This is a genomic window from Thermus thermophilus HB8, assembly GCF_000091545.1.
Taxonomy (GTDB): domain Bacteria; phylum Deinococcota; class Deinococci; order Deinococcales; family Thermaceae; genus Thermus; species Thermus thermophilus.
Genome location: NC_006461.1, coordinates 700,214 through 724,483, shown reverse-complemented (window position 1 = coordinate 724,483; position 24,270 = coordinate 700,214). Strand labels below are relative to the sequence as shown.

Annotated in this window: 24 protein-coding genes and 1 riboswitch; of the genes, 12 read left to right on the top strand and 12 right to left on the bottom strand. The window is 70.0% G+C overall.

The window, feature by feature from the left end; all coding sequences use genetic code 11:
• Positions 1-9: 9 nt before the first annotated feature.
• Positions 10-723, top strand: coding sequence for a hypothetical protein (locus TTH_RS03930; RefSeq protein WP_011228176.1), 714 nt, complete (start codon positions 10-12; stop codon positions 721-723).
• Here the strand turns inward: TTH_RS03930 and TTH_RS11675 are convergent.
• Together TTH_RS11675 and TTH_RS03920 are read right to left on the bottom strand one after the other, a co-directional pair.
• Positions 720-1,913 (bottom strand): serine hydrolase, encoded by a 1,194-nt coding sequence (locus tag TTH_RS11675; protein WP_011228175.1) that lies wholly within the window; start codon positions 1,911-1,913, stop codon positions 720-722. The two genes, TTH_RS03930 and TTH_RS11675, sit on opposite strands and share 4 nt — an antisense overlap.
• Before the next feature lie 9 nt (positions 1,914-1,922).
• Positions 1,923-3,497 (bottom strand): gamma-glutamyltransferase family protein, encoded by a 1,575-nt coding sequence (locus tag TTH_RS03920; protein ID WP_011228174.1) that lies wholly within the window; start codon positions 3,495-3,497, stop codon positions 1,923-1,925.
• A 23-nt stretch (positions 3,498-3,520) separates the two neighbouring features.
• On the opposite strand from TTH_RS03920, the gene mntR reads away from it, so the two are divergent.
• The gene (gene mntR / locus TTH_RS03915) at positions 3,521-4,180 is read left to right on the top strand and encodes a manganese-dependent transcriptional regulator MntR (protein WP_011228173.1); all 660 of its coding nucleotides are present in this window, start codon (positions 3,521-3,523) and stop codon (positions 4,178-4,180) included.
• Between the two features lie 4 nt (positions 4,181-4,184).
• Entirely contained in the window at positions 4,185-4,787 is a 603-nt protein-coding gene (locus TTH_RS03910) for a threonine aldolase family protein (RefSeq protein WP_011228172.1), read from the top strand.
• Here the strand turns inward: TTH_RS03910 and TTH_RS03905 are convergent.
• The 7 genes from TTH_RS03905 to TTH_RS03875 all read right to left on the bottom strand — a co-directional run bounded on the left by TTH_RS03905 (position 4,769) and on the right by TTH_RS03875 (position 10,026).
• Positions 4,769-5,935, bottom strand: coding sequence for a serine hydrolase domain-containing protein (locus TTH_RS03905; RefSeq protein ID WP_011228171.1), 1,167 nt, complete (start codon positions 5,933-5,935; stop codon positions 4,769-4,771). The two genes, TTH_RS03910 and TTH_RS03905, sit on opposite strands and share 19 nt — an antisense overlap.
• Complete coding sequence (locus TTH_RS03900; protein WP_011228170.1) at positions 5,935-6,210, bottom strand: hypothetical protein; 276 nt, start codon at positions 6,208-6,210, stop codon at positions 5,935-5,937. Before TTH_RS03900 ends, TTH_RS03905 begins: the two co-directional genes overlap by 1 nt.
• 107 nt (positions 6,211-6,317) lie before the next feature.
• Positions 6,318-7,055: an SDR family oxidoreductase gene (locus TTH_RS03895; RefSeq protein WP_011228169.1), complete on the bottom strand. Its 738-nt coding sequence runs from the start codon at positions 7,053-7,055 to the stop codon at positions 6,318-6,320.
• 39 nt (positions 7,056-7,094) lie between these two features.
• Positions 7,095-7,427 (bottom strand): hypothetical protein, encoded by a 333-nt coding sequence (locus TTH_RS03890; protein WP_011228168.1) that lies wholly within the window; start codon positions 7,425-7,427, stop codon positions 7,095-7,097.
• Positions 7,408-8,160, bottom strand: coding sequence for an ABC transporter ATP-binding protein (locus tag TTH_RS03885; protein ID WP_011228167.1), 753 nt, complete (start codon positions 8,158-8,160; stop codon positions 7,408-7,410). Before TTH_RS03885 ends, TTH_RS03890 begins: the two co-directional genes overlap by 20 nt.
• Complete coding sequence (locus TTH_RS03880) at positions 8,147-9,175, bottom strand: FecCD family ABC transporter permease (protein WP_011228166.1); 1,029 nt, start codon at positions 9,173-9,175, stop codon at positions 8,147-8,149. Before TTH_RS03880 ends, TTH_RS03885 begins: the two co-directional genes overlap by 14 nt.
• Positions 9,172-10,026, bottom strand: coding sequence for an ABC transporter substrate-binding protein (locus TTH_RS03875; protein WP_011228165.1), 855 nt, complete (start codon positions 10,024-10,026; stop codon positions 9,172-9,174). The genes TTH_RS03880 and TTH_RS03875 overlap by 4 nt, the downstream gene beginning before the upstream one ends.
• Positions 10,027-10,159: 133 nt before the next feature.
• Positions 10,160-10,318, bottom strand: a riboswitch (cobalamin riboswitch).
• Between the two features lie 373 nt (positions 10,319-10,691).
• On the opposite strand from TTH_RS03875, the gene TTH_RS03870 reads away from it, so the two are divergent.
• The 6 genes from TTH_RS03870 to TTH_RS03845 are packed head-to-tail and all read left to right on the top strand — an operon-like array spanning position 10,692 to position 18,348.
• Positions 10,692-11,975 carry a cellulose biosynthesis cyclic di-GMP-binding regulatory protein BcsB gene (locus TTH_RS03870; protein ID WP_164926042.1) on the top strand — a complete coding sequence of 428 codons (1,284 nt, stop codon included), beginning with the start codon at positions 10,692-10,694 and terminating at the stop codon, positions 11,973-11,975.
• 39 nt (positions 11,976-12,014) lie between these two features.
• On the top strand, positions 12,015-12,395 hold the full coding sequence (locus tag TTH_RS03865; RefSeq protein WP_011228163.1) for a hypothetical protein: 381 nt from the start codon (positions 12,015-12,017) through the stop codon (positions 12,393-12,395).
• Positions 12,382-14,241, top strand: a complete 1,860-nt coding sequence (locus tag TTH_RS03860; RefSeq protein ID WP_011228162.1) for a glycosyltransferase family 2 protein — start codon at positions 12,382-12,384, stop codon at positions 14,239-14,241. The genes TTH_RS03865 and TTH_RS03860 overlap by 14 nt, the downstream gene beginning before the upstream one ends.
• A complete protein-coding gene (locus TTH_RS03855) occupies positions 14,195-15,511 on the top strand; it encodes a hypothetical protein (RefSeq protein ID WP_164926041.1) in 1,317 nt (438 codons plus the stop codon). The genes TTH_RS03860 and TTH_RS03855 overlap by 47 nt, the downstream gene beginning before the upstream one ends.
• A gap of 43 nt (positions 15,512-15,554) precedes the next feature.
• Entirely contained in the window at positions 15,555-17,387 is a 1,833-nt protein-coding gene (gene lepA, locus TTH_RS03850; RefSeq protein ID WP_011228160.1) for a translation elongation factor 4, read from the top strand.
• Positions 17,371-18,348, top strand: coding sequence for a sensor histidine kinase (locus TTH_RS03845; RefSeq protein ID WP_011228159.1), 978 nt, complete (start codon positions 17,371-17,373; stop codon positions 18,346-18,348). The genes lepA and TTH_RS03845 overlap by 17 nt, the downstream gene beginning before the upstream one ends.
• 47 nt (positions 18,349-18,395) lie before the next feature.
• On the opposite strand, the gene sdaAB is transcribed toward TTH_RS03845, so the two are convergent.
• Positions 18,396-19,058 carry an L-serine ammonia-lyase, iron-sulfur-dependent subunit beta gene (sdaAB, locus tag TTH_RS03840; RefSeq protein WP_011228158.1) on the bottom strand — a complete coding sequence of 221 codons (663 nt, stop codon included), beginning with the start codon at positions 19,056-19,058 and terminating at the stop codon, positions 18,396-18,398.
• A gap of 17 nt (positions 19,059-19,075) precedes the next feature.
• Between sdaAB and TTH_RS03835 the strand changes: the two genes are divergently transcribed.
• From TTH_RS03835 to TTH_RS03825, 3 genes are read left to right on the top strand one after another with little or no spacing between them, the layout of a single operon-like run.
• Positions 19,076-21,001, top strand: a complete 1,926-nt coding sequence (locus tag TTH_RS03835; protein ID WP_011172834.1) for a hypothetical protein — start codon at positions 19,076-19,078, stop codon at positions 20,999-21,001.
• Complete coding sequence (locus tag TTH_RS03830; protein ID WP_011228157.1) at positions 20,998-21,849, top strand: dihydrodipicolinate synthase family protein; 852 nt, start codon at positions 20,998-21,000, stop codon at positions 21,847-21,849. Before TTH_RS03835 ends, TTH_RS03830 begins: the two co-directional genes overlap by 4 nt.
• Positions 21,837-22,511, top strand: coding sequence for a hypothetical protein (locus tag TTH_RS03825; protein ID WP_011228156.1), 675 nt, complete (start codon positions 21,837-21,839; stop codon positions 22,509-22,511). Before TTH_RS03830 ends, TTH_RS03825 begins: the two co-directional genes overlap by 13 nt.
• Here the strand turns inward: TTH_RS03825 and TTH_RS03820 are convergent.
• Positions 22,508-22,882 (bottom strand): cytidine deaminase, encoded by a 375-nt coding sequence (locus TTH_RS03820; protein ID WP_011172831.1) that lies wholly within the window; start codon positions 22,880-22,882, stop codon positions 22,508-22,510. The genes TTH_RS03825 and TTH_RS03820 overlap by 4 nt on opposite strands.
• Positions 22,863-24,200: a hemolysin family protein gene (locus TTH_RS03815; protein WP_011228155.1), complete on the bottom strand. Its 1,338-nt coding sequence runs from the start codon at positions 24,198-24,200 to the stop codon at positions 22,863-22,865. The genes TTH_RS03820 and TTH_RS03815 overlap by 20 nt, the downstream gene beginning before the upstream one ends.
• Between the last annotated feature and the right edge of the window lie 70 nt (positions 24,201-24,270).

Here is a 24,270-nt window from a genome sequence, read left to right as displayed (position 1 = left end):
CCTCTTCGCATGGAGCTAGGTTTGCTTTCGGAAAGAAGAGGCCTTTCCAGGGAGAACGACCCATTTATCTGGGATCCAATCAAGGAGAGTTTAGAAGGGGCCTGCAAGCGGCTTCTCGCCCTTTACGACCGCGTTCTTCTTTTGATGACCCGACCCCCCTTCGGCGCCCACCTGGCCCTGGCGGAAGCCCTTCGGGAGCGGTACCCGGGCCGCATCCTCCTCCACGCCACCTCCCTCTTCGGCCCAGGCCTTCAGGCCCTGCACGAGCGGGCCGAGGAGCTCCTCGGCAGGGCGGACCCGGAGGACGTGCTCGCCGAGTTACGGCGGGTGGAACGGGAAGGCCGCCTATACCTGGCCTCCGCCGACCCCGAGGCCCTAGGACGCCAAGGCTGGCTTCCCCCGGGAGGAAAGTTGGTCATGCGCCTGGGCTTCCACGCCCTCTTCGCCCTAGAGGGCGAGCGCCTCCGCCTACCCCCCTTGCCCGTGCCGGAAGGCCAGGTCCCCGCCGCCTTCGCGGAGTTCTGGGGGCGGGCCTTCGCCGGAAGACCCGTCCGGGCCTACCTGAACCTGGGCAAGGCCGCACCCCCCTCCTGGCGAAGGGCCTTGGAGGAAGGGCTCAAGGCGAACCTTACCCTGCAGAAGGCGCGCCTCTCCCCCCTGCCCCAAGACCTCCAGGAACGGCTTGGGGCGAAGAGCCTCCTGGGGTTCGCCTATCCGCTTTAGGGAAGAAGGTCCAAAAGCCCCCCGTAGAGGGTGAAGGCCTTGAGCTCGTCCACCTCCTCCCCGTTCCACACGAAGGCCACGCAGTAGCGGCTTTTGCCGCGGGAAAGGCCGTGGACCAGGCTCAGGACCCCGGGCCTCGAGCCCCCCTTGTAGGCCACCCGGTCCCAGCCGAAGGCGGCCACCCCGGGGTTGATGCCCATGAGGGGAAGGTCCGCCACCTTCCCCATCCAGCGGCAGAGCTCCCTCGGGGTAAAGCGCCAGTCCGCCTCGGGCGGCCAGTCCCCGGGGTCTAGGGGCAGGTCCACTACCTGGGGCAGGCCCCGGGCCCTCAGGGCCTCCAGGGTCCGGCGCTTGGCCTCCAGGTCCCCGTCGCGGAAGGCCGCCAAGAGGTCCCGGTTCCCCCGGGCGGCGAGGCCGAAGGCCTCCCTGGTGGTGAGGAAGGGGCGGTTGCGGGGGGAGAGGGCCTCGAGGCGCTCCCGCCCGAGGAGGGCGATGAGGGCGTCCGTGGCGGTGTTGTCGGAGAGGGAGATCATGAGGGCCGCCAGGGTGTGGAGGGTCAAGGGGCTCCCCTCCGGCCAGCCCTGGAGCAAGCCGGAGGGCAGGCTCTTCCACGCCTCCTCCAGGCGGACCACCTCGTCCCACGCCCGCCTCCCCGCCTCCACCTCCTCGCGCAAGGCGGCGAGGACCAGAAGCTTGAAGGCCGAGGCCACGGCCAGAGGCGTGTCCTCCTCCAGGGCCAAGACAGGCCTCCCGTCCCGCTCCACCCACAGCCCCACCCGCCCCGAAAGGCCCCGGAAGGCCTCCAGGGCCTCCTCGAGGCTTCCCAGCTTGGCCACGGGGGGCTCAAAGAAGAGGCCCGCGATGCGCCCCTCCCGGTCCAAGCTGATGCGGGCGGGCACATACCCCCGCTCAAGCTCCAAGAGGTACCTTCCCGGCTCCAGGGGCCGCGCCCCCTCGGGCTCCCCCAGGTTGGCCTTCAGCCGGGCCACGATGGCCGCCACCTGGGCCGCGGGCACCTGGGCGAGGAAGCCGGGAGCGAAGGCCTCCTCGCGGACCTCCTCCGTGAAGAGGCGAAGGAGCACCTCCGCCTCCCGCTCCAGCCTCCCCGCCATAGGGTCCCCAAGCCCCTCCGCCCCGCCGAACCCGCCCAGGAGGGCGAGTAGCCCCAAGAAAAACCCCTTCGCCTTCATGGCTCCAAACTACCACGCCAAGGCGAGCCCCTCGGCCCGGGGGTCGCTCGCCCCCACGAGGGCCTCCCCGAGACGGAAGACCGCCTGCCCCCGCCCGAAGAGGCCGTACTCCGCCTCGTAGCGCACCCTATGCCCCAGGTCCTTGAGGAAAAGCGCCGTGGCCTGGGGGATGCCGGGCTCAAGCAGCACCTCGTCCCCCGGCACCACCTGCCAGCGGGGCCGGTCCAGGGCCGCCTGGGGGTTCAGGCCGAAGTCCGCCAGGCCCACCACCACCTGGACGTGCCCCTGGGGCTGCATGAACCCCCCCATGACCCCAAAGGGCCCAAGGGGCTTCCCCTCCCGGGTGAGGAAGCCCGGGATGATGGTGTGGAAGGGCCTCTTTCCCGGACCCACCCGGTTCGGGTGCCCCTCCTCCAGGGAAAACCCCAGGCCCCGGTTCTGCAGGGCGATCCCCGTTCCCGGCACCAAAACCCCGGAGCCGAACCCCTGGTAGTTGGACTGGATGAGGGAGACCATCACCTCCCCGTCCGCCGCCGCGAGGTAGACCGTGCCCTCGGGGCGGAGGCCGGGAAGGACCCGGGGAAGGGCCCTTTCCCCGATGAGCCTCCGCCTTTCCGCCGCGTAGGCCTTGGAGAGGAAGGCCTCGGGGGCGAGCTCCATGTGCCGCGGGTCGGCCACGAAGCGGTAGGTGTCCACCAAAGCGAGGCGCATGGCCTCAATCTGGACGTGGTAGCTCCAAGGGTCCTCCGGCCTCAGGTCAAACCCCTCCAGAAGGTTCAGGGCGAGGAGGACCGCCACCCCCTGGCCGTTTGGGGGAAGCTCCCAGACGGTGAGCCCCTTGTACTCCGTGGAAAGGGGCGTCACCCACTCCGGGGCGTGGGCCTCGAGGTCCTCCCGGGTAAGGAGCCCCCCCGTGGCCTCGCTGAAGCGGAGGAGGGCCTCGGCCAGGGCTCCCCGGTAAAGGCTTTCCCCGTAGGACCCGGCGATCTCCCTGAGGGTCTTGGCGTGGAGGGGGCTTCGCCACACCTCTCCCGCCCTTGGGGCCCTCCCCCCGGGGAAGAAGACCTCCTTGAAGGGCCCAAACTCCGGCCCCTCCAGGGGGAGGAAGACGCCTTCTGCCCGCCGCCAGCTCCTCGCCGTCTCCGGCCCCACGGGGAAGCCTTCCTCGGCGTAACGGATGGCGGGGACGAGGACCTCGGCGAAGGGAAGCCTGCCCCAGCGCTCGTGCAGGGCCCGCCACCCCGAGACCGCCCCCGGCACGGTCACGGGAAGCCAGCCCCGCTCCGGCATCCTCCCGGGAAGCCTTTCCGGGGTGAGGGCCATGGGGCTTTTCCCGGAGGCGTTCAGGCCGTGGAGGGTTCCGTCCCACACCAGGGCGAAGAGGTCCCCCCCGATCCCGTTGGAGGTGGGCTCCACCACGGTGAGGCAGGCGGCCATGGCAACGGCGGCGTCCACGGCGCTTCCCCCCTTTTGGAGCATCTCCATCCCCGCCAAAGCGGCAAGGGGCTGGCTCGTGGCCACCGCGCCCCGCCTTCCCAAGACCACGTGGCGGCGGGAGGGGTAGGGGTAGTGGGTGAGGTCCATGCTTCCATGCTACCTTTAGGGGGATGGCGAGGCCGCCCCTCACCGAGGCCCAGGAGGATTACCTAAAGCACCTCTTTCTTCTGGAGGAGGCCCTCGGGGGGCCCGTCCCCACGCAGGCCCTGGCGGAGCGACTCTCGGTCAAGCCGCCCTCCGTGACGGAGATGCTGAAGAAGCTCAAGGCCCTTGGCCTCCTGGAGCACGAGCCCTACCGGGGGGCCCGGCTCACGGAGCGGGGGAGGAAGGTGGCCCTCGAGGTCCTGCGCCACCACCGCCTCCTCGAGGCCTACCTCCACCAGGCCCTGGGCTACGGCTGGGAGGAGGTCCACCAGGAGGCGGAAAGGCTGGAGCACGTGATCAGCGAGGACCTGGAGGAAAGGATCGCCGAGTACCTGGGCCACCCCCCCTTTGACCCCCACGGGGACCCCATCCCCACCAAGGACCTGACCCTTCCCTCCTCCAAGGCCCTCCCCCTCACCGAGGCCCCCCTGGGGCGGGCCCGGGTGGCCCGCGCCCTGGCCCAGGACCGGGGCACCCTGAACCTCCTCGCCCGGCTCGGCCTGGTGCCGGGAAAGCCCCTCCGGATCCTGGAGAGGGGCGAGGGGGTGCGGGTGGAGGTGGAGGGGGAGGTCTACCTCCTGCCCCGGGCCCTCGCCCAGGCGGTGGGGGTGGAGCCCTTAGGCTAGGGGCATGCGCCTCGTGGACCTGAGGAGCGACACCCTCACCCGCCCCACCCCGGCCATGCGCAAGGCCATGGCGGAGGCGGAGGTGGGGGACGACGCCTACGGCGAAGACCCCACGGTGAACCGCCTCGAGGCCCTGGCGGCGGAAAGGCTCGGGTTTGAACGGGCCCTCTTCCTGCCCTCGGGCACCATGGCCAACCAGGTGGCCCTCCTCCTCCACCTGCCCAAGGAGCTGGAGGCCGAGGCCCGGCGTTACCGCAAGCTCCTCGGAGGCGGGTGGCGGCAGGCGGGGGTCTTGGCCGCGGCGGGGATCCTGGCCCTAGAGGAAGGCCCCAAGCACCTCCGGCGCGACCACGAGATGGCCCGCGCCCTGGCGGAGGGGCTTTTTCGCCTGGGGCTCGCCGTGGACCTGGGGGCGGTGGAGACCAACATGGTCTACCTGGAGGTGGAGGACCCCGAGGGCTTTCTCCAGGGTCTAAGGGCCCGGGGGGTGCTCGCGGGGCGCGTGGGGGGAAGGGTGCGGTTCGTGACCCACCGGGACCTCATGGACGAGGACATCCCCCTTGCCCTGGAGAGGGTCCAAGACCTCCTTCACTCCAGGCCCAGGTAGACCAGGGTGCGGAAGGCGTGCTGGAGCCTGGCCCCAAGCCGGGAGTGGAGGGCCTTCTCCGGCTCCAGGACGGAGAGGAGGTTCGGGGCCTGGGCGAGGTAGAGGGCGGTGATCTCCTGGAGGGGGTCCACGAAGAAGAAGGTCCCGCCGAAGCCCGCCCAGGTCCACTCCCCTAAGGCGCCCGGGGAGTAGCCCATGGGCTCCACCCGCACCGCCACCCCGAGGCCGAAGCTGTACCCGGGCCCGGGGAGGTACTCGGGCCCCCGCTTGAGGGCCTCGGGGTAGAGGCTTCCCAGGTGGTCCTGGACCATGAAACCCGCCATGGTGGGGGAAAGCGCGCCCCGCCCCAGGCGAAGGGCCTCGAGGAAGGCGAGGTAGTCCGCCGCGGTGCCCACGCCCCCCATCCCCCCGGCGTACCGGGGCGGGGGGGTTTCCACCGGGAGGAGGCGGAGGCTATGGCCCGTCTCCGGGTCCTTGGGGAAGGGCTGGGCCAGCCGGGCGGGGTCCTTGGCCTGGAAGCCCGAGTCCCTCATGCCCAGGGGGCGGAAAAGCCGTTCCTCCAAAAGCTCCGCCAGGCTCCGCCCCGCCAAAGCCTCCAGGAGGTGGCCGAGGAGGTCGGTGGCGAGGCCGTACTCAAAGGTCTCCCCGGGCTGGAAGCGCAAAGGCAGCGCGGCGAGGCGCTCCAAAAAGACCTCCCGGCTCAGGTCAAACCGGTCCACCCCGGCCTCGAGGTAAAGCCCCTTCACCGGGGAGCGGAAGAAGACCCCGTAGGTGAGCCCCGCGGTGTGGCGGAGGAGGTCGTAGACGGTGAGGGGGCGCTTCAGGGGCTCGTAGACGATCCCCTCCCCCACCTCCCGCCCCACCCGGAGCCCGGAAAACTCCGGCAGGTACTTCTCCACGGGGTCCAGGAGGGAGAGGGTCCCCTCCTCCACGAAGCTCAGGGCCAGGGCGGAGACCCAGGGCTTGGTCATGGAGTAGAGGCGGAAGAGGGCGTCCTCCCGCATGGGAAGCCCCCGCCCCGGGTCCAGGTACCCGTAGACCCCCTGGAAGACCACCTCCCCACCCCGGGCCACGAGGACCACGGCCCCGGGGAGGAGGCCCTCCTCCACCAGGCGCCGGAAGTAGGCGTCAAGCCTCCTTAGGTTCATCACCACCCCTCAGGAACGGGCCTCTTCGGGCTCAGGAGGAGCCAGAGGGCGAGGAGGAGAAGCGCCAAGGGCAGAAGCCACTTCACGAAGAAGCCCAAAAGAGCGAGGACGCCCCCCAAAAGGGCGAGGAAAAGGCCCACGGGGAGGGCCAAGGCGGCGAGGAGGAGGGCCAGGGGAAGGGCGAAAAGGGCGAGGATGAGGGCCACAACGGGGCTCAGGAGGAACCAGGCGAGGACGAGCCCCACAAGGAGGAGGAACCAGCCTAGGACCCGCATGCCCCAAGCCTACACCCTATTCCGCCTCCCGCACCCTGGTTGATGCCCGAACGAAGGCTAGGCCTTTTCGGGGCCCCCATGCGGGCTTGGGCCCGCATGGGGTGCTCTTAGGCCGGGGCCGCCCCGATGGTCCTCCCCCCGTCCACGAAGAGGACCTGGCCGGTGATGAAGCTGGATTCGTCGGAGAGCAAAAAGAGGGCGGCGTAGGCCACCTCCAAAGGCTTCCCCGCCCGGCCCAAGGGGGTGGCGGCGATGGCCTTCTCCCGCACCTTCTCCGGCACCTTGGCCGTCATCCGCGTCTCAATGAACCCCGGGGCCAGGGCGTTCACCCGGATCCCCCACCGCCCAAGCTCCAGGGCCAACGTCCGGGTAAGCCCCACCACCCCCGCCTTGGAGGCGGCGTAGTTCGCCTGCCCCAGGTTCCCCAGGTAGACCCGGCTCGCGGTGAGGACGATGCTCCCAGGGTTTTTCTCCCGCATGGCCTCGCTGGCCGCCTTGGCCACCAGGAAGCTCCCCGTGAGGTTCACCCGGAGGACGAGCTCCCAGTCCTCCAGGGGCATCTTCCAGTGGAAGTTGTCCCGGGTGATCCCGGCGTAGTGCACCACCCCGTCCAGCCGGCCCAGGTGGGCCAGGGCCTCGGCAAACCCCCGCTCCACGGAGGCGGGGTCGGCCACGTCCATCACCACCGGATGGGCCCCCACCGCCTCCGCCGCCTCCCTTAAGGGGCCTTCCTCTATGTCGCAGGCCACGAGCCTCGCCCCTTCCTTGGCGAAGAGCTCCAGCGTGGCCCGGCCGATGCCGTGGGCCGCCCCTGTGATGAGCACCGCCTTGTCCTTGAGCCGCATCCCGCACCTCCAGACGACCAACCGGTCGGTAAGCCCACCCTACTCCCCTCCCCGGGGCCCCGTCAAGGGCCAGGCGTAGTAGGGGGTCTCCACGAACTCAGGGGGGCCTCCCAGGTAGACCCGAAGCCCGGGCAGGACCAGGGTCTCCCCCTCCCACTCAAAGGCCAGGGGGTCCACCTCCAGGGGGTAGTGGAGGACGGCCTCCCTGGGGAGGCCAAGCCTCAGCCACTCGGGCGGGGAGACCCGCCCCACCAGGAGGTAGCGGGCCCGCCGCGGCCCCCCCTCGGTGTAGAAGAGAACCTCCTCCCCCAGGTCCAGGAGGAAGGCCCGCCGCCTCACGAAGAGCCTGGCCTTACGGGTCCAGGTAGACATGGGGCCTCCCCCCCAGGCGGACGACCCGAACCCCCGCCCCGTAGAGCCGGGCGAGGAGGGGTTCCTGCAAGACCGCTTCAGGCCTCCCCTCCGCCACCACCCTTCCCCCTTCCAGCACCGCCACCCGGTGGGCGAGGGCCGCCTGGTTGGGATCGTGGAGGACGGAAAGCACCCCAAGGCCCATCCCGGCAAGCCGCCGCAAAAGCCCCACCACCACCCCCTGGTGCGCCAGGTCCAAGAAGGTGGTGGGCTCGTCCAGGAGGAGGTACCTAGGCCTTCCGGCCAGGGCCCGGGCCAGAAGGACCCGCTGCCTCTCCCCGCCCGAGAGGGTGCCGAGGAGCCTTCCCCGAAAAGCGGAGGCCCCGGTGACCTCGAGGGCCCAGTCCACCGCCTCCCGGTCCTCCCGCCCCTCCCGCCCCCAAAGCCCGAGGTGAGGAAGCCTTCCCAGGCGCACCACCTCCTCCACCAAAAGCCCCTCGGGGTAGGGGCCGTTTTGGGGGAGGTAGGCGAGGAGGCGGCCCCGCTCGTAACTGCCGTAGGCCCTAAGGGGCCTTCCCTCCAAAAGCACCTCCCCCCGCCTGGGCCTAAGGAGGCCCGCCATCACCCTTAGGAGGGTGGTCTTCCCCGAGCCGTTGGGCCCGAGGAGGGCGAGCCACTCCCCGGGGCGCAAAAGGAGGTCCACGCCCTTCAGGGCGAAGGGCCCCACGATCCCCCTGGCCTCAAGCCCGCCCACGGCGCCTCCACATGAGGTAGAGGAAGAAGGGCCCCCCGAGGAGGGTGGTGACCACGCCCACGGGAAGCTCGGCGGGCCGGGCCAGGGTGCGGGCGAGGAGGTCGGCCAGGGCGAGGAGCGCCCCGCCCCCCAAGGCGCTGGCCGGGAGGAGGAGGCGGTAGTCCTCCCCCAGGAGGCGGCGGAGGAGGTGGGGGGTCACCAGGCCCACGAAGCCGATGATCCCCGCCTGGGCCACGGCGGAGGCGGTGAGGAGGCTCGCCGCCCCCAAGAGGAGGAGCTTTAGGGCCTCGAGGGGAAGCCCCAGGCTTCTCGCCGTCTCCTCCCCGAGCCCCAGGGCGTTCAGCACCCGGCCCAGGAAGAGGAGGGGGGGGAAGGCCAGGGCGAAGAAGAGGGCGAGGAGCCGCACCCCCTCCCATCCGGCGAAGGCCAGGTTGCCCAGGGTGTAGGCGAAGACCGCCCGCACCCGGTCGGCGTCCTGCATCATCAGGTAGGTGGTGAGCCCGGTGAGGACGCTCCCCACCACCACCCCAGCCAGCACGAGCTCCCCGGTGCGGGCCACCCCCCCCGCCAGGACGAGGGTGAGGAGGGTGGCGGAGAGGGCCCCCACGAAGCCGAAGAAGGTGGCGGAGAGGGGGAGGTGCTGGAAGACGGCGTGCTGGGAGAAGGCGGGGGAAAGCCCCCCTAAGAGGCTTGCGAAGAGGGTGACGGCGAAGGCCGCCCCCGAGGCGGAGCCCATGAGGTAGGGGTCGGCCAGGGGGTTGCGGAAGAGCCCCTGGAAGGCGGCCCCCGAGACCCCCAAGGCCGCCCCCACCAGGACCCCGGCCAGGACCCGGGGGAGCCTAAGCTCGGTGACGATGGGGTTCTCCTCCAGGCCCAGGAGGGCCCGGACCACCGCCTCCGGGGGCACGGCCACGGCGCCGAGCCCCACCCCTAAGGCCACGGCCCCGAGGAGGAGGGCCACAAGCCAGAGGAAGACGAGGCCCCGGGCGAGGGCGGGGGGCAGGGCGCGGGTCATCGCCCGTGGAAGCAGTCCACGAGGAGCCTCAGGGCCTGGGCCACCCGGGGGCCGGGACGGGAGAGGAGGCTGTCCTCACCCCCGGTGTAGACGCAGATCCGGCCCGTGCGCACCGCCTGGATGCGGCTCCAGCCGGGGCGGGAGCGGATGGTCTCCAGGGCGTTCGGGTAGGTGGCCACGATGACCTCGGGGTCCTTCTCCACCACGAACTCGGGGCTGATCTTGGGGAAGAGGCCGAGCTCCTTGGGCACGATGTTCACCCCCCGGGCCTTACTTATGAGGACGCCGATGAAGCTCTCGGGGCCCACGGTGTAGGGGGTGGGGTCAATCTCGTAGTAGACCCGGGGGCGGGACCTGGCCTTGGCCGCCCGGGCCTCCTCCTGGTAGACCTCCTTCTGGATCTGGGCCACGAGCCGCTCGGCCTCGGCCTCGAGGCCGAGAAGCCTCCCCAGGGTGCGCACCGTCTTGAAGATGTCCTCGTAGGTCTCGGTCCTGACCGCGTACACCGTGAGCCCGGCCCGCTCCAGGGTCTCGTAGAGCCTCCCGTACTTGGACACCAGCACCAGGTCGGGCTTGAGGGAGACGATGAGCTCGGGGTTGGGGTTGTAGAGCCCGCCCGCCTTGGGAAGCCTCTTCACGCTTTCCGGCCAGTCGGAGTAGTCGTCCGTGGCCACGATCCGGTCGCAGGCCCCGAGGGCGCAGACCGTCTCCGTGACCGAGGGCAGCATGGTGACGATGCGCTTGGGCGGGGCCTGGAGGGTGACCGTGCGCCCCAGGTCGTCCTGCAGGGTGAGGGGAAAGGCGAAGGCCAAGGCCAGAAGAACCGAGAGGGCCGCCAGGAGTCTTTTCATGCCCACCTCCCTAAGGCCGCTAGGGCCAGGCCCGGGGGAGGTAGGGAAAAACCCCTGCCGGGAGGCAGGGGCTAAAGGCAAACGCCGTTTATCCCCCACTTCTCCCCCATCCGCGTGAGGTGCCCGCCCCGGGGAAGGGCGGACGGCCCTGGCAGGTATTCGGGCTTCCGGCCTGCGACGAAGGGCCTGACGCGTGACCGGTTACCGTTGCGGGACAGCGCCGGACTTGCACCGGACTTCCCCACTTTAAGCCTGGACTACGCGCCCAGGCACCAGGGCTACGGGACCTGGCTTTTCGGCCCTAGCGGGCCTCGCCTTCCAGGCTAGGGCAACCCCCCCTCCCGCGCAACCCCGGCCCTCAGACTTTCACAAGGTTTTGATGCGCATCGGCTATGTTTAAAATGATGGGGTCTATTAAGCAGTGGTCTTGGGTTCTCCTGATCGGCCTATTGCTCGGCGGCCTGGCCTGGTGGATGGCGCACAAGCCCTTTCCGCCCAAGCCCCAGGCCGATCAAACCTATCGGGCCTCTTCCAAGAACCTGCTTCCTTGGCCCAATCTGCCCCCGCTCCTAAGAAGCGAAGAGCTCCTTCTCGGGGAAAGCCTCACTGAAGGCGCATACACCCTTTCCCTGACAAACCTAGGTTACCCGGCTCCAATTTCCCTCGTGGGGGCCGAGGCCGAAACCACCCTGTACCTCCCGGTAAACCCCGGCCTGGAAGCGGAGGCCCTGGACCTCCTCCTCGCCGCTCTGCCTGAAGCCCGGGGCGTTCTGGAAGTCCTCGCGGCGGAGCGTCCCCTCCTCCAAGCCCCCCTCCCCGCGAAGACCCTCCGGGTCCCCCTAAAGGGCGTCCCCGCGGAAAACGGCTTCCTCACTCTGACCCTCCGCGTCCGGTTCCCCGCAGAAGACCTCTGCGCTGCCCAGCGCCTCTACCGCCTGCGCCTCCTTCCGGAAAGCCGCCTCCACCTTTCCGGCCGCCCCACGCCACCCAAGACCCTGGCGGAGTTCTTCCCACCCTACCTGGAGCGGGTGGTCCTCTACCTGCCCGACCCTCCCCCTCCCGAGGCCGCCCAGGCCACCCTCTGGCTTGCGGGCTTCCTGGCCCGGACCTACCCGGGGCGGGTCCCGGAGCTGGACCTGGAACCCTACCCCCCCAGGTGGCCCCCGGCCTCCCCCTTCACCCGCTACGTGGTCTGGCTGGAGGAGATAGGGGCCCAGGTCCAGGGGTTCGCCCTCCTTCTCGGCGACCTCGCGGAAGCGGCCCGGCTCTTCCTGGCCCAACCCGGCCTGCGGGAGGCCCCCTTCCCCGGGGAAGCCACCCAGACCCTCACCTTAAAGGCCCCCGAGGAGCTGGGCCCCCGGGTAAGCCTGGCCCAGCTGGGCCACGGGCCTAAACGGGTGGAGGGGTACGGGACGCTCACCGCCGCCTACACCTTCGCCCTCGCGGACCTCGGCCCCGACCACCTTCCTCTTGGCCTCCGCCTCCGGGCCGTACACAGCCCCGTGGAGCCCAAGCGGGGCTACGCGGAGCTCCTCCTAAACGGCGTGGCCTTCTACACGGCGCCTTTGGAGGGCACCGTCCTGGACCTCTACACCCCTCTCCCCTCCCGCCTCCTGGAGCGGAACAACACCTTGGAAGTGCGCTTCCACTATGCCCCCCCGGAGGGGCGGTGCACCTACGGCGCCCTGCCCTTCACCGCCACCCTGGACCCCGGTTCCTACCTGGTCCTGGGGAGAGGGGAGCTCCTTTCTGGGCTGGACGCCTTCCCCCAGGCCCTCCTCCCCCAGTTCTGGGTCTACCTGGAACCTTTGGACCGGTTCAAGCTCCAGCTCGCCGCCCGCCTCGTCCAGGCCCTTCAGGAGACCACGAGAACCCCCCTACGCCCCGAGGTGGCCTCCGACCCCCACCCGAGGCCCCTCCTCGCCCTCGGGGGCCCGGGCCTCCCCTAGACCCTTAAGGCTCCTCTGCGCACCCCCGGCTTCCGCCTGGTGGACGGCGCGGGAACCCTCTGGCTGGAGGTCAACCCCGGCGCGCCCTACGCCGCCCTCCAGGCCTTCGCCTCGGAGGGGGGCCCGGTCCTGCTTCTTAGCCACACCAGCCAGGACGGCCGCCTCCTCGCTCCCTTCCTCCAGGAGGCCCTGCGGGAAGGGTGGTTCGGCCTCCACGGGGACCTGGTCCTGGGAGGCCCCGAAGGCCCGGTGGTGAGCCTCGCCCTTCGGGAAAGCGACCTCCGGGTTCAGCCCCTCCCCGAAAACCCCCCTTCCCTCCTCGCCCGCTACCGCCGGGAGGTGTACTTGGGGCTCGGGCTCCTCGCCCTGCTTCTTTTGGTCTGGTTCTATCCCAAGGTGGTGCGCCGTGGAAAGGCCTAGGCTCGGGGAGTTCCTGGTGGCGCAGGGGCTTCTCCGGGAGGAGGAGCTCGCGCGGGCCTTGGAGCTACAGCGGCGAAGCGGGGAACGCTTGGGCCGCATCCTCCTCGCCCTGGGCTACGTCCGCAGGAAGGACCTCTACCGGGCCCTCTCCACCCTCTGGGGTCTGCCCTTCGTCCTCCTCACGGAGGAGCGGCCCGATCCCCGGCTCCTCCGGCGCTGGCCCCTGGAGGAGGCCCTCCGCCACCGGGCCCTCCCCCTGAGGCTCCGGAAAGACGGCACCCTGCTCGTGGCCGTGAGCGAGCGGCCCGGAGAAGCGCTGGAAGCCGCTCTGGAAAAGCGCTTTAGCGCCAAGGCCTTCCTCTTCCTGGTGACCACGGACTGGGACATTGACTGGACCCTGCGCACCTACTATAAAGGCCCCATTCTGGACCGGGCCGTCTACGCCCTTTACTACCGGAACCCTGAGGAGTCCGCCTACACCGTCTTCACCCCGGGGCAGTACCTTCTCCTCGCCCTGGGAGTCTTAGGCACCCTCTTAGGCCTCTACTTCCACCCCAGGGAGACCCTCATCCTCCTGAACTTCCTGGTCAACGCCTTCTTCTTCGTAAGTGTGTTCTTCAAGTTCGCCGTGAGCCTCGCCGGGGCCTGGGTGGAGCGGCACGCCCCCGTGACGGAGAAGGAGGTTCGGGCCCTGAAGGACGAGGACCTCCCCACCTACACCATCCTGGTCCCCGTCTACCGGGAGGCCAACGTGGTGGGCCTCCTCATGCGCAATCTCGCCCGCATGGACTACCCGAAGGAAAAGCTAGAAATCCTCGTCCTCATTGAAGAGGATGACCCCGAGACCCTCGAGGCCGCCAAGGCCGCCCGCCCTTCGGACAACGTCCAGTTCGTGATCGTCCCCCACGGCCAGCCTAAGACCAAGCCCAAGGCCTGCAACGTGGGCCTCCTCTTCGCCAGGGGGGAGTACCTGGTCATCTACGACGCCGAGGATCAGCCGGAGCCCGACCAGCTCAAGAAGGCGGTTGTAGCCTTCCGCAAGGGACCGGAGCACATGGTCTGCGTCCAAGCCGCCCTGAACTACTTCAACTGGAACGAGAACTTCCTCACACGGATGTTCACCCTGGAGTACTCCTATTGGTTTGACTACCTCCTCCCCGGGCTGGACCGGCTGGGTCTTCCCATCCCCCTTGGGGGCACGAGCAACCACTTCAAGACGGAAAAGCTGCGGGAGCTTGGGGGCTGGGATCCCTTCAACGTCACGGAGGACGCCGACCTCGGCATCCGCGCGGCCATGCGGGGCTACACCGTGGGCGTGGTCAACTCCACCACCTACGAGGAGGCCAACAACCGTGTGGGCAACTGGATCCGCCAGCGGTCCCGCTGGATCAAGGGGTACATGCAGACCACCCTGGTCCACAGCCGTAACCCCTGGAGGCTTCTCCGGCAGGTGGGTCCTTGGAAGTTCCTGGGGTTTTTCCTCCTCATCGCCGGAACCCCCCTCACCTTCCTCCTCAGCCCTTGGCTTTGGGCCCTGTTCTTTCTCTGGCTCCTCACGGGCACCCGGGCCCTCGAGCCCTACTTTCCCCCTTTCGTCCTCTACCTCTCCCTCTTCAACCTCTTACTCGGTAACGCCCTCGCCGTCTACCTCAACATGCTGGCGGTTTTCAAGCGCAGGCTTTACCCTCTGGTGCCCTACGCCCTCCTCAACCCGGTGTACTGGATCCTCCACAGCATCGCCGCCTACAAGGCCTTGAGCCAGCTCTTCACCAAGCCCTTCTACTGGGAGAAGACCCTCCATGGCCTCAGCAAGCAGGAAGCGCCCCAGCCTGAGCCTGCCCCTTGAACCCCTCCTCGGCCTCCTCCTCGCCCTTCCCGTAGGGGTGGCCGCCCTTGCCCTCGTTCAGGAAGGGTATCTGAGCCACGCCAACGCCGCTTACTTGGGAAAAGTTTACACTGCTCTGGACCGGGGCAAGCTGGAAACCCTGGGCTTCAGCTACCCGCCCCTCCCCCTGCTCCTCCTCCTTCCCTGGCCCTCTCCCTGGGCCCCGGCGGTCCTCGGCGCCTTAGCGCTGGGCCTCGGCTTCGGCCTTCTTCTGACGGAGGCGCGGCGGCGGAGCGAGCCCCTTCTCCTCGTACTATTCGCGGGGTTTCTCCTCTCCCCCGCGCCCTTCTACCTGGTGGCCGAGGACCTGGCCCAGACCCTCGGCCTCGTCTTTCTCTGGTGGGCCTGGACGTTCTACCGGCGCTGGCTAGACGAGGGCCTCTCCTTTCACCTCTTCGCCTCCGGGCTCGTCCTCGGAGCCGCCGTCTACACCACCCCCATCGCCCTTCCCCTGGGGCTCTTTTTCGCCCTGGGCCTCGGCCTCTTCCGCAGGTTGGAGCCCCCGGCCTGGGCCGCAGCGAGTCTCGTCCTCCTCTTTCCCCTCCTCTCCACCCTTTTCGCCTGGGGCTACCTCTCCTGGACCTTCACCGGGGAAACCGCCTTCCTCTACGCAGCCCTGCCCAAGGAAACGCCCTCACTAGGAACCGTCCTCCTTGCAAGCCCGGCCTACCTGGGAATGGGGCTTCTGATCCTTCTCCGCCCGCGGGCAAGCTTCCTCCTCTACCCCGTGCCCCTTCTCCTTTTCCTCGCCCTCCCCCCTTTAGGCTTTGGCTACACACTCCCCTTGGCCGTAGGCCTCCTCTTCCTCTTCGCCCTAGGGGGGCTTCCCCGCCTCGCCCTGGGCCCCAGGATCCGGGCCGTGGGTCTTGGCCTCGCCCTCCTCCAGGCCGCCTTGGGATGGGCCCTCCTACCCTCCCCTGAGCCCCCTCCCGATGCCCTGGAGCGGGCCATCGGCCAAGCCTTGGCCCAGGCGCCTCCCCGCTCCATCCTGGCCGACGACCGGGAGAGCTACCGCCTGCTGGCCTGGGCGGGCACCGCCCGGCCTTTCCTCCTCCCCCCGGACGCCGGCTTTACCCTGGCCCTCTCTGCCCCAAGCCTTTACGTGGACCGCGTCCTCGTCTGCCCGGGCGCAGGCGCCCTGTACCGCCGCTACGGCGAGGACGACCCTCCGGGCTTTCGCGAGGTCTGGCGGTACAAGGGGTGCCGGCTCCTGGAGCGGCGCCCCTCCTAGGGACCCGAGTGCGCCCTTGACTTTGCCCGAGGGAGCCCGGAGGATGGTGAGGATGGACCTAAGCCGCATCCGCAACTTCTCCATCATCGCCCACGTGGACCACGGCAAGTCCACCCTGGCCGACCGCATCCTGGAGCTCACCCACGCGGTGAGCGACCGGGAGATGCGGGAGCAGTTCTTGGACTCCCTGGAGCTGGAGAGGGAGCGGGGCATCACCATCAAGGCGAGCGCCGTCAGGGTAACCTACCGGGCCAAGGACGGGGAGGAGTACGTCTTCCACCTCATTGACACCCCGGGGCACGTGGACTTCACCTACGAGGTCTCCCGGGCCCTGGCGGCGGTGGAGGGGGTGCTCCTCGTGGTGGACGCGAGCCAGGGGGTGGAGGCGGAGACCCTGGCCAAGTTCTACATGGCCTTGGAGCACGGGCACGTGATCATCCCGGTGATCAACAAAATAGACCTCCCCAACGCCCGCCCCCTGGAGGTGGCCCTCGAGGTGGAGGAGGTCCTGGGCCTTCCCGCCGACGAGGCCATCTTCGCCTCGGGGAAGACGGGGGAGGGCGTGGAGGAGATCCTCGAGGCCATCGTCCAGCGCATCCCGCCCCCCAAAGGGGACCCCGAGGCCCCCCTGAAGGCCCTCATCTTTGACTCCGTCTACGACGCCTACCAGGGGGTGATCCCCTACCTCCGCCTCTTTGAGGGGAGGGTGCGCCCCGGGGACCGGATCCGCATCTACTCCACGGGGAAGGAGTTCACCGTGGACAAGGTGGGGGTCTTCACCCCCCAGGGCCTGGTGGCCACGGAAGCGCTCGAGGCCGGGGAGGTGGGGTGGCTCGTGGCCGCCATCCGCGACATCCACGACGTCCAGGTGGGGGACACCATCACCCTGGCGGACCGCCCCACCCCCTCCCCCTACCCCGGCTTCCGCCCGGCCAAGCCCGTGGTCTTCGCCGGGCTTTACCCCGTGGACTCCGGGGACTACGGGAAGCTCCGCGACGCCCTGGAGAAGCTGAAGCTCAACGACGCCGCCCTCACCTTTGAGCCCGAGTCCTCCACCGCCTTGGGCTTCGGCTTCCGCTGCGGCTTCCTCGGGCTTCTCCACGCCGAGATCGTCCAGGAGAGGCTGGAGCGGGAGTTCGGCCTTTCCCTCATCGCCACCGCCCCGAGCGTGGTCTACAAGGTGCGGCTCAAAAGCGGGGAGGAGGTGGAGGTCCACAACCCCGCCGACCTCCCCGACCCCACGCGGATTGAGGAGATCCTCGAGCCCTACGTGAAGCTCACCATCTTCACCCCCGAGGAGTACGTGGGAAGCCTCATGCAGCTCCTCCAGGAGAAGCGGGGCCGCCTCGTCAACATGAACTACCTCCCCGGGGCCCAGAAGCGGGTGGAGCTCGTCTACGAGGCCCCCTTCGCCGAGATCCTCTACGACTTCCACGACCGGCTGAAAAGCGTCTCCCGCGGGTACGCCTCCATGGACTACGAGCAGGCGGGCTACCGGCCCGGGGACCTGGTGAAGGTGAACGTCCTGGTGCACGGGGAGGTGGTGGACGCCCTCACCTTCATCGCCCACCGGGAGAAGGCCTACACCATGGCCCGGGCCATCGTGGACAAGCTCGCCGAGGTCATCCCCAGGCAGCTCTTTGAGGTGCCCATCCAGGCGGCCATCGGGGGCAAGATCATCGCCCGGGCCACGGTGAAGGCCCTGAGGAAGGACGTCCTCGCCAAGTGCTACGGCGGGGACGTGACCCGGAAGAAGAAGCTTTTGGAGAAGCAGAAGGAGGGCAAGAAGCGCCTCAAGGCCATCGGCAAGGTGGAGGTTCCCCAGGAGGCCTTCCTGGCGGTGCTCTCGGCGGGTCGCGATGAGCCTAAGGGTTAGGCTCGCCCTGGTCATCGCCCTCCTCGCCTTCCTGCCCAACCTGGTCCTGGCCCTCACCCTGGGGGCCCTGGGGGAAGGCCCCTGGCCTCCCCTCCTCCTCTGGCTTCTCCTCCTCGCCCTCCTCTCGGGCCTCGCGGGCTACTTCCTGGCGAAGAGCCTCCTCAGGCCCCTGGAGGAGCTCACCCGGGCCCTGGCCTACCTCTCCTTGAAGGAGGGGCCCCTGGAGGCCCTCCGCCTCCCCACCCCCAAGGAGCCCCCTCCGGAGGAGATCGCCCTCCTCCGCGCCCGGTTCTCCGAGCTCCTCGCCCGGCTCAAGGAGCTCCTGGAGGCCCGGGAGGCCCTGTACGCCGCCCTGGCCCACGACCTCAAGACCCCCCTCCTTTCCGCCCTGCGCCTCTTGGACTACCTGGAGAGGGCGGACGATCTGGGGAAGGAGCGGCGCGTCGCCCTCCTCCGCGCCCTGAGGGAGGAGCTCGCCCGGGGCCACCGCCTGACGGAGAACCTCCTCGCCCTCGCCCGCCTCGAGGCCCGCCCCCCCCGGGGCGAGACCCTGAACCTCAGGGCCCTGGCCGAGGACCTCCTCCTCCGCTACCGGGACGAGGCGAAGAGGCGGGGGCTCCTCGTGGAGGTGGAAGGGGCGGGCCTCGCCCGGGGGGAAAGGCTCCTCGTGGAAAGGGCCCTCGCCAACCTCCTGGAAAACGCCCTCCGCCACGCCAAAAGCCGCGTCCGGCTCCGGGTGGGGGAAGGCGTGCTCCTCGTGGAGGACGACGGCGCAGGCCTTCCCCTGCCCCTGGAAGCCCTCGCCCGCCCCTTCCTCCAGGGGGAGGGCAGGAGGGGAAGCGCGGGCCTGGGCCTCTACACCGCCAAGCGGGTGGCCGAGGCCCACGGAGGCAGGCTCTTCCCCTGCGAGGGCCCCCTGGGAGGGGCCTGCCTGGGCCTGGAACTCCCCAAGGGGGCCTAAGGCCACCCCATGCGGGCTTGGGAAAAGCCTGGGCGGGGAACGAACGCTTAGCCCATCACCGGGGGGATCTGCCGCACCCAGAGGATGTAGGAGAGGTGCTCCAGGTAGCGCAAGGGCACCTCGGAGAGGGGCCGGTCCACCTCTATGCTCATCATCGCCTCCCCGCCCCGCTTCTTCCGGCTCACGGTGAGGTAGGCGATGTTCACCTCGTCGTCGGCGAGGATGCGGGCCACCCGGGCCACCACCCCGGGCGTGTCCACGTTCTTGATCACCAGGGTGGGGGCGCTCCCCGTGATGCGCACCTCAAAGCCGTCCACGTCAAAGACGCGCACAAGACCCCCCCCGAGGGAGCTGCCCGTGACCGCGAGGCGCTCCTTCTCCCCCTCGAGGACCATCCGCACCGTGTTGGGGTGGACGTCCCCGAGCTCCACCTCCTTGAAGACCACCTCCACCCCCTCCCGCTCCGCCAGGGAAAGGCTCTCCTTGAGCCTCTCGTCGTCGGGCGTGAGGCCCAAGACCCCCGCGGCCAAGGCCAGGTGGGTGCCGTGCCCCTTCCCCGTCTTGGCGAAGGAGCCGTGGAGGCCGAACTCCACCCTTTTGGGCTTCTCCCCGAGGAGGTGGCGGGCGAGGAGGGCGAGGCGGCAGGCCCCCGCCGTGTGGCTGGAGGAAGGCCCCACCATCACGGGACCGATCATGTCCAAAAGGCCCATGCTGATAGAATACGCCCATGCGGAGCTTCTGGCCCCTTTTGCTCCTCCTCGCCCTGGGGGTAGGCCTCGGCCAGCGCCTCGTCCTGCCGGAGGGGGCCGTGGCGGGGGGGCCCCTCACCCTCTCGGGAGAAGGGCTTCCCGACGGGCGCTACCCCCTAGCCCTGGAAGGCCCCGGGGGCACCCGGGTGGAGGAGGTGGAGGTCCAGGGAGGGAGGTTCGCCCTCCCCCTCACCCTCGAGGCCCCCGGGGAGTACCGGGTGCGGCTCAACCTGCCCTCGGGCGCCCTGGAGGGGCGCTTCCTCCTCCTCGCCCCCACGCCGCCCGAGCTCACCCCCGAGGGGCTCAAGCTCCCCTGGGGGCTCCTCCCCCTCCCCCAGGGCCCCTGGGTGGGCCCCCTGGTGGAGGGGGAGCGGGTCTACGTGGCCCAAGGGCTCCTCGTGGTGGAGGCGGGCCTTAAAGAGGAGGCGGTCCGCTACCACTTCGCCCCCGCAAAGGTCCTCGCCCTCCGCCCGGGCCCCGAGGCCCTCCTGGAGGGGGAGCGGGTCCTGCCCATCCCCTTCCCTCCCGTCCCCTTCCAGGGCAAGGAGGAGGACCTTAAGGCCCTCAGGCCCCTCCTCCTGGCCCTGAACCCCCCCAGGCCCTGGCCCTACTTCGCCTACTGGGCCCTTCCCCCGGAGACCCTGAGCGAGGAGGACCTCGCCGCCTACGGCCAGGACCTCCGGGCCCGGGGCCACCGGCCCGAGCTTCCCTTCGGCCAGGAGGGCGTCCTGCGGATGGCGGAGGCGGCCCGCGCCCTCCTCGGCGAGGACCCCGCCCGGGCCAAGGCCCTGACCCTCGCCCTCCTGCGCTACACCCCCCTCTTCCCCGGCTCCGAGGCCTTCTTCCGGGAGATGGCCGAGGCCCTCGAGGCCCAAGGGGAGGTGGCCACCGCCCTCCGCCTGCGCGAGGCCCTGGCCCTTTCCGCCCCCTGGAGGCCGCCGGACCTCGGCTTCCTCGCCCCCGCCTTCTTTGTCCTGGGGACGGCGTACCTCGCCCTTTTCCTCTACCTCTTCCTCTTCTACCTGCCCGCCCAGCTCAAGGACCTGAGGCCCATCGGCGGCTACCTGGGCGGGTTCTTCCGCCACCCCCTCCTGCGCCTGCGCCACCTCCACCTGGCCTACGCTGGCCTTGGGGAAAGGCTCCTCGCCCTCCTCCTCTTCCTCGCCACCCTCGCCGCCCTCCTCCTCTACGGCCTGGACGCCAAGGCCCGGGCCGCCCTCTGGGCCCCGCCCCTGGACCAGGGGACCCTCTTCACCCCGGCGGCCCAGGAGTGGGCCCGGTCCCTGCCCCCCACCCCCGGGGCCAAGGCCCTCCAGGGGTACACCCTCCTCCGGGACAACCCCACCCAGGCCCGGGCCCTGCTCAGGGAAGGGGCGCCCCTGCCCTTCGCCCTCGCCCTCTTGGGGGAGAAGGAGCTCGTCCTGGCCTACGAGAAGGCCCCCTGGTCCGGCCCGGTGCGAAGCCTCCTCGGCCTCGGCGCCGACCCCTGGGGACCAAGGGAGCCCGCCCCCACCCTCCGCACCCTCTACACCCTCCTCCTCGAGGCGGAGGCGCGCCGCCTGGCCGAGGACCCCTGGCGCGGCTTCTCCCAACTCCCCCTCCCCCTTCCCGAGGGGTACCGGGCCTGGGCCTTCGCCGCCCTCCTCCTCCTCGCCCTCTACCACCTCCTCACCTTCTTCCTCCCCAGAAGGCAAGGCCAGCCCTCCCCCGCCTACGCCCTCTTCCTCCGCCTCCTCCTCCCGGGAAGCCTCGGCCTCGGCGGAGGGCTTGGGGTGGTCCTTTTGCTTCTCGCCGCCTACGGCCTCTGGGCCCTCCTCCAGGGCTCAAGCTACCTCTACCTCGCCGCGGCCTACGGCCTCCACCTCCTCCTCGTGTTAAGCTCAAGGGCCTGGAGGCGCGCATGATCCTGCCCCCCATCCCCACCCCCTTTGACCGGGAAGGAAGGCTGGATGAAGAGGCCTTCCGGGAGCTGGCCCAGGCCTTGGAACCCCTGGTGGACGGCCTCCTCGTCTACGGCTCCAACGGGGAAGGGGTCCACCTCACCCCCGAGGAAAGGGCCCGGGGCCTCCGGGCCCTTAGGCCCAGGAAGCCCTTCCTCGTGGGCCTCATGGAGGAGACCCTGCCCCAGGCGGAAGGGGCCCTCTTGGAGGCCAAGGCGGCGGGGGCCATGGCCCTCCTCGCCACCCCGCCCCGCTACTACCACGGAAGCCTTGGGGCGGGGCTTCTCCGCTACTACGAGGCCCTGGCGGAGAAGATGCCCCTCTTCCTCTACCACGTGCCCCAGAACACCAAGGTGGACCTGCCCCTCGAGGCGGTGGAGGCCCTGGCCCCGCACCCGAACGTCCTCGGCATCAAGGACTCCAGCGGCGACCTCAGCCGGATCGCCTTCTACCAGGCCCGCCTCCAGGAGTTCCGGGTCTACACCGGCCACGCCCCCACCTTCCTCGGCGCCCTGGCCCTGGGGGCGGAAGGGGGGATTCTGGCCGCGGCGAACCTCGCCCCCAGGGCCTACCGGGCCCTTCTGGACCACTTCCGGGAAGGAAGGCTCGCCGAGGCCCAGGAGCTCCAGAAGAAGCTCTTCCCCCTGGGAGACCTCCTCGCCAAGGGCGGGGTGCCCCTCCTGAAGCAGGCCCTTAGGCACCTGGGCCTCCCCGCGGGCTACCCCAGGCCCCCCTACCCGGCGGAAAGCCCCCTTTGGGAGAGGTTCCTCCCCGTCCTGGAGGGCCTAAAGGAGGAGGGATGGGTCCTCTAGCGCGAAGGCTTGGGCTTCTCCTCCTCGGCCTTCTGGCCCTCGCCGCCTGCGCCCCAAGGCCCCTTCCGCCCGAGGCCCGTTACCTCGGGGCGGAGATCCGGGGCCTAGAGCTTTCCCCCGAGCCCGCCCTGCTCCTCGCCGTGCGGGTCGCCTTCAAGAACCCCAACCCCTTTCCCCTTCCCCTCGCCACCTTCGGGACGCGGCTTCGGGTGGGGGAGGTGAGGGTGCCCCTGGACCTCACCCTCCCCCCCGGGGAAACCGAGGCCTCCCTTCCCGTGCGCCTCACCCCGAAGGAGGCCCTGGCCACCGCCCGGGCCCTCCTCTCCCGGGAAGGGGCGGAGGTGGCCCTGGAGGGCCGAACCTTGAGCCAAGACCTCACCTTCTTCAAGGCCCGCCTCGCCTTCCCCCTGGAGCCCCTTAGGGTGCGCCGGGCCGGGGTCAACCTCTTCCTGGAAAACCCCAACCCCCTCCCCCTTCGGGCGGAGGGCACCCTGGTCCTTCTGGGCCAGCGCCTCCTGGTGCGGGCGGACCTCCCGGCGAAGGGGGAGGCGAGGGTGCAGGTGGTGGGCCTGAGGCCCGGGCTTGAGCGGGGGAGGGGGCGGCTGGAGCTTCGCCTCGAGGTCCCCGGCTTCCTCAGCCAGACCCTGGTCCTGGACCTCTAGAGGCGGAAGGCCAGGGGGAGGAGGGCCCCCAGGGTGGTGCGCACCTCCTCCTCGGGCCCGTGGAGGACCACCTCCACCTCCGGCCCCCCGAACTCCATGAGGACCTGCCGGCACCCCCCGCAAGGGGGGATGGGCCCCTTGGGGCTATACACGTGCACCCGCTCCAGGCGGCGCTTCCCCGCGAGGACCATGGCCGCCACGGCGTTCCTTTCGGCGCACTGGGAGAGGGGGAAGGAGGCGTTTTCCACGTTGACCCCGAGGAACACCTCCCCTTCCGCCTCCACCAGGGCCACCACGGGGAAGCCCGAGTAGGGGGCGTAGGCCCGCCCCACGTGGGCCTTCAACACCTCCTTAACCGCCTTGGCGTTCACGCTCCACCACCCGTTCCACCCGGATCCGCTCCAGGCGCCTCTGGTCGGCGCTTTCCACCACGAAGCGGAAGCCCTGCCACTCCAGGCTCTCCCCCACGCTGGGGATCCGCCCGAAGAGGGCGTAGAGGAAGCCGGAGAGGGTGTCGTACTCCCCCTCGGGGAGCTCCACCCCCAAGGCCTCGGAGACCTCGTCTATGGGGGTTTGGGCCTGGATGGAGTAGGCGCCGTCGGGGAGAAGCCGGATGGGGTGCTCCTCGGGCTCGTCGCTTTCGTCGTAGATCTCCCCCACGATCTCCTCTATCACGTCCTCGAGGGTTACGAGGCCCGCCGTGCCCCCGAACTCGTCCACCACGATGGCCATGTGCACCTTGCGGCGCCTGAGCTCCTTGAGAAGGCTCCAGGCGTCCATGTTCTCGGGGACGAAGTAGGGAGGGTGGGCGATGGAGGCCACCTTGAAGGCCTTGAGGTCCTCCTCGCAGTAGTAGGTGAGGAGGTCCTGGACGTAGGCCACCCCCACGATGTGGTCCACGCTCTCCCGGTAGACGGGCACCCGGCTGTAGCGGTGCTCCCGGTAGAGGGCGAGGAGGTCCTCCAGGGTGGCCTCGTCCTCTATGGCCACCATCTCCACCCTCGGGGTCATGATCTCCCGCACCGGGGTCTCCTCCAGCTCCAGGATGGAGTGGATCATCTCCTCCTCCTGGGGCTCAATGGCCCCGGACTCCTCGGCCCCCGCCAGGATGAGCTTAAGCTCCTCCTCGGAGACCAAAGGGGTGCCCCGGGGCTCCAGGCCGAGGAGGCGGAGAAGCCCCCCGGAGACGAGGCTGAAGAAGCGCCCGAGGGGGTAGAAGAGGACGGAGAGGCCGTAAATGGGCCAAGCGGCCAGCCGGGCGATGGCCTCCGCGTGGTGGACGGCGAGGGCCTTGGGGGTGATCTCGCCGAAGAAGAGGATGAGGAAGGTCATCGCCCCCGTGGCCACCCCCACGCCCGCGGAGCCGAAGGCCCGGGTGGCGAGCTCCGTGACCAAGGCGGTGGCGGCGATGTTCACCAGGTTGTTGCCCACGAGGATGGTGGTGAGGAAGCGGGTGATGTCCTTGGAAAGGAGGCGGAAGGGGCCGTTTTTGCTTTCGGCGAGCTCCCTCAGCTTCCACGGGTAGAGGGTGGTGATGGCCGTCTCGCTTGCGGAGAAGAAGGCGGAGAGGGCGAAGAGGAGGACGAGGACCCAAAGCCACGGGTTTTCCGGGGAAGCCGCCTCGCTTTGCGCCAAAGCCGGGGTACCGAGGGCCAAGAGAAGAAGCCACCGACTCGGAGGACGATCCATACGCCTTCCGCCATTCTACACCAGGCCCGCCGCCACGTACCCCAAAGGGTTTCCCGCGGCCCTCGCCCGG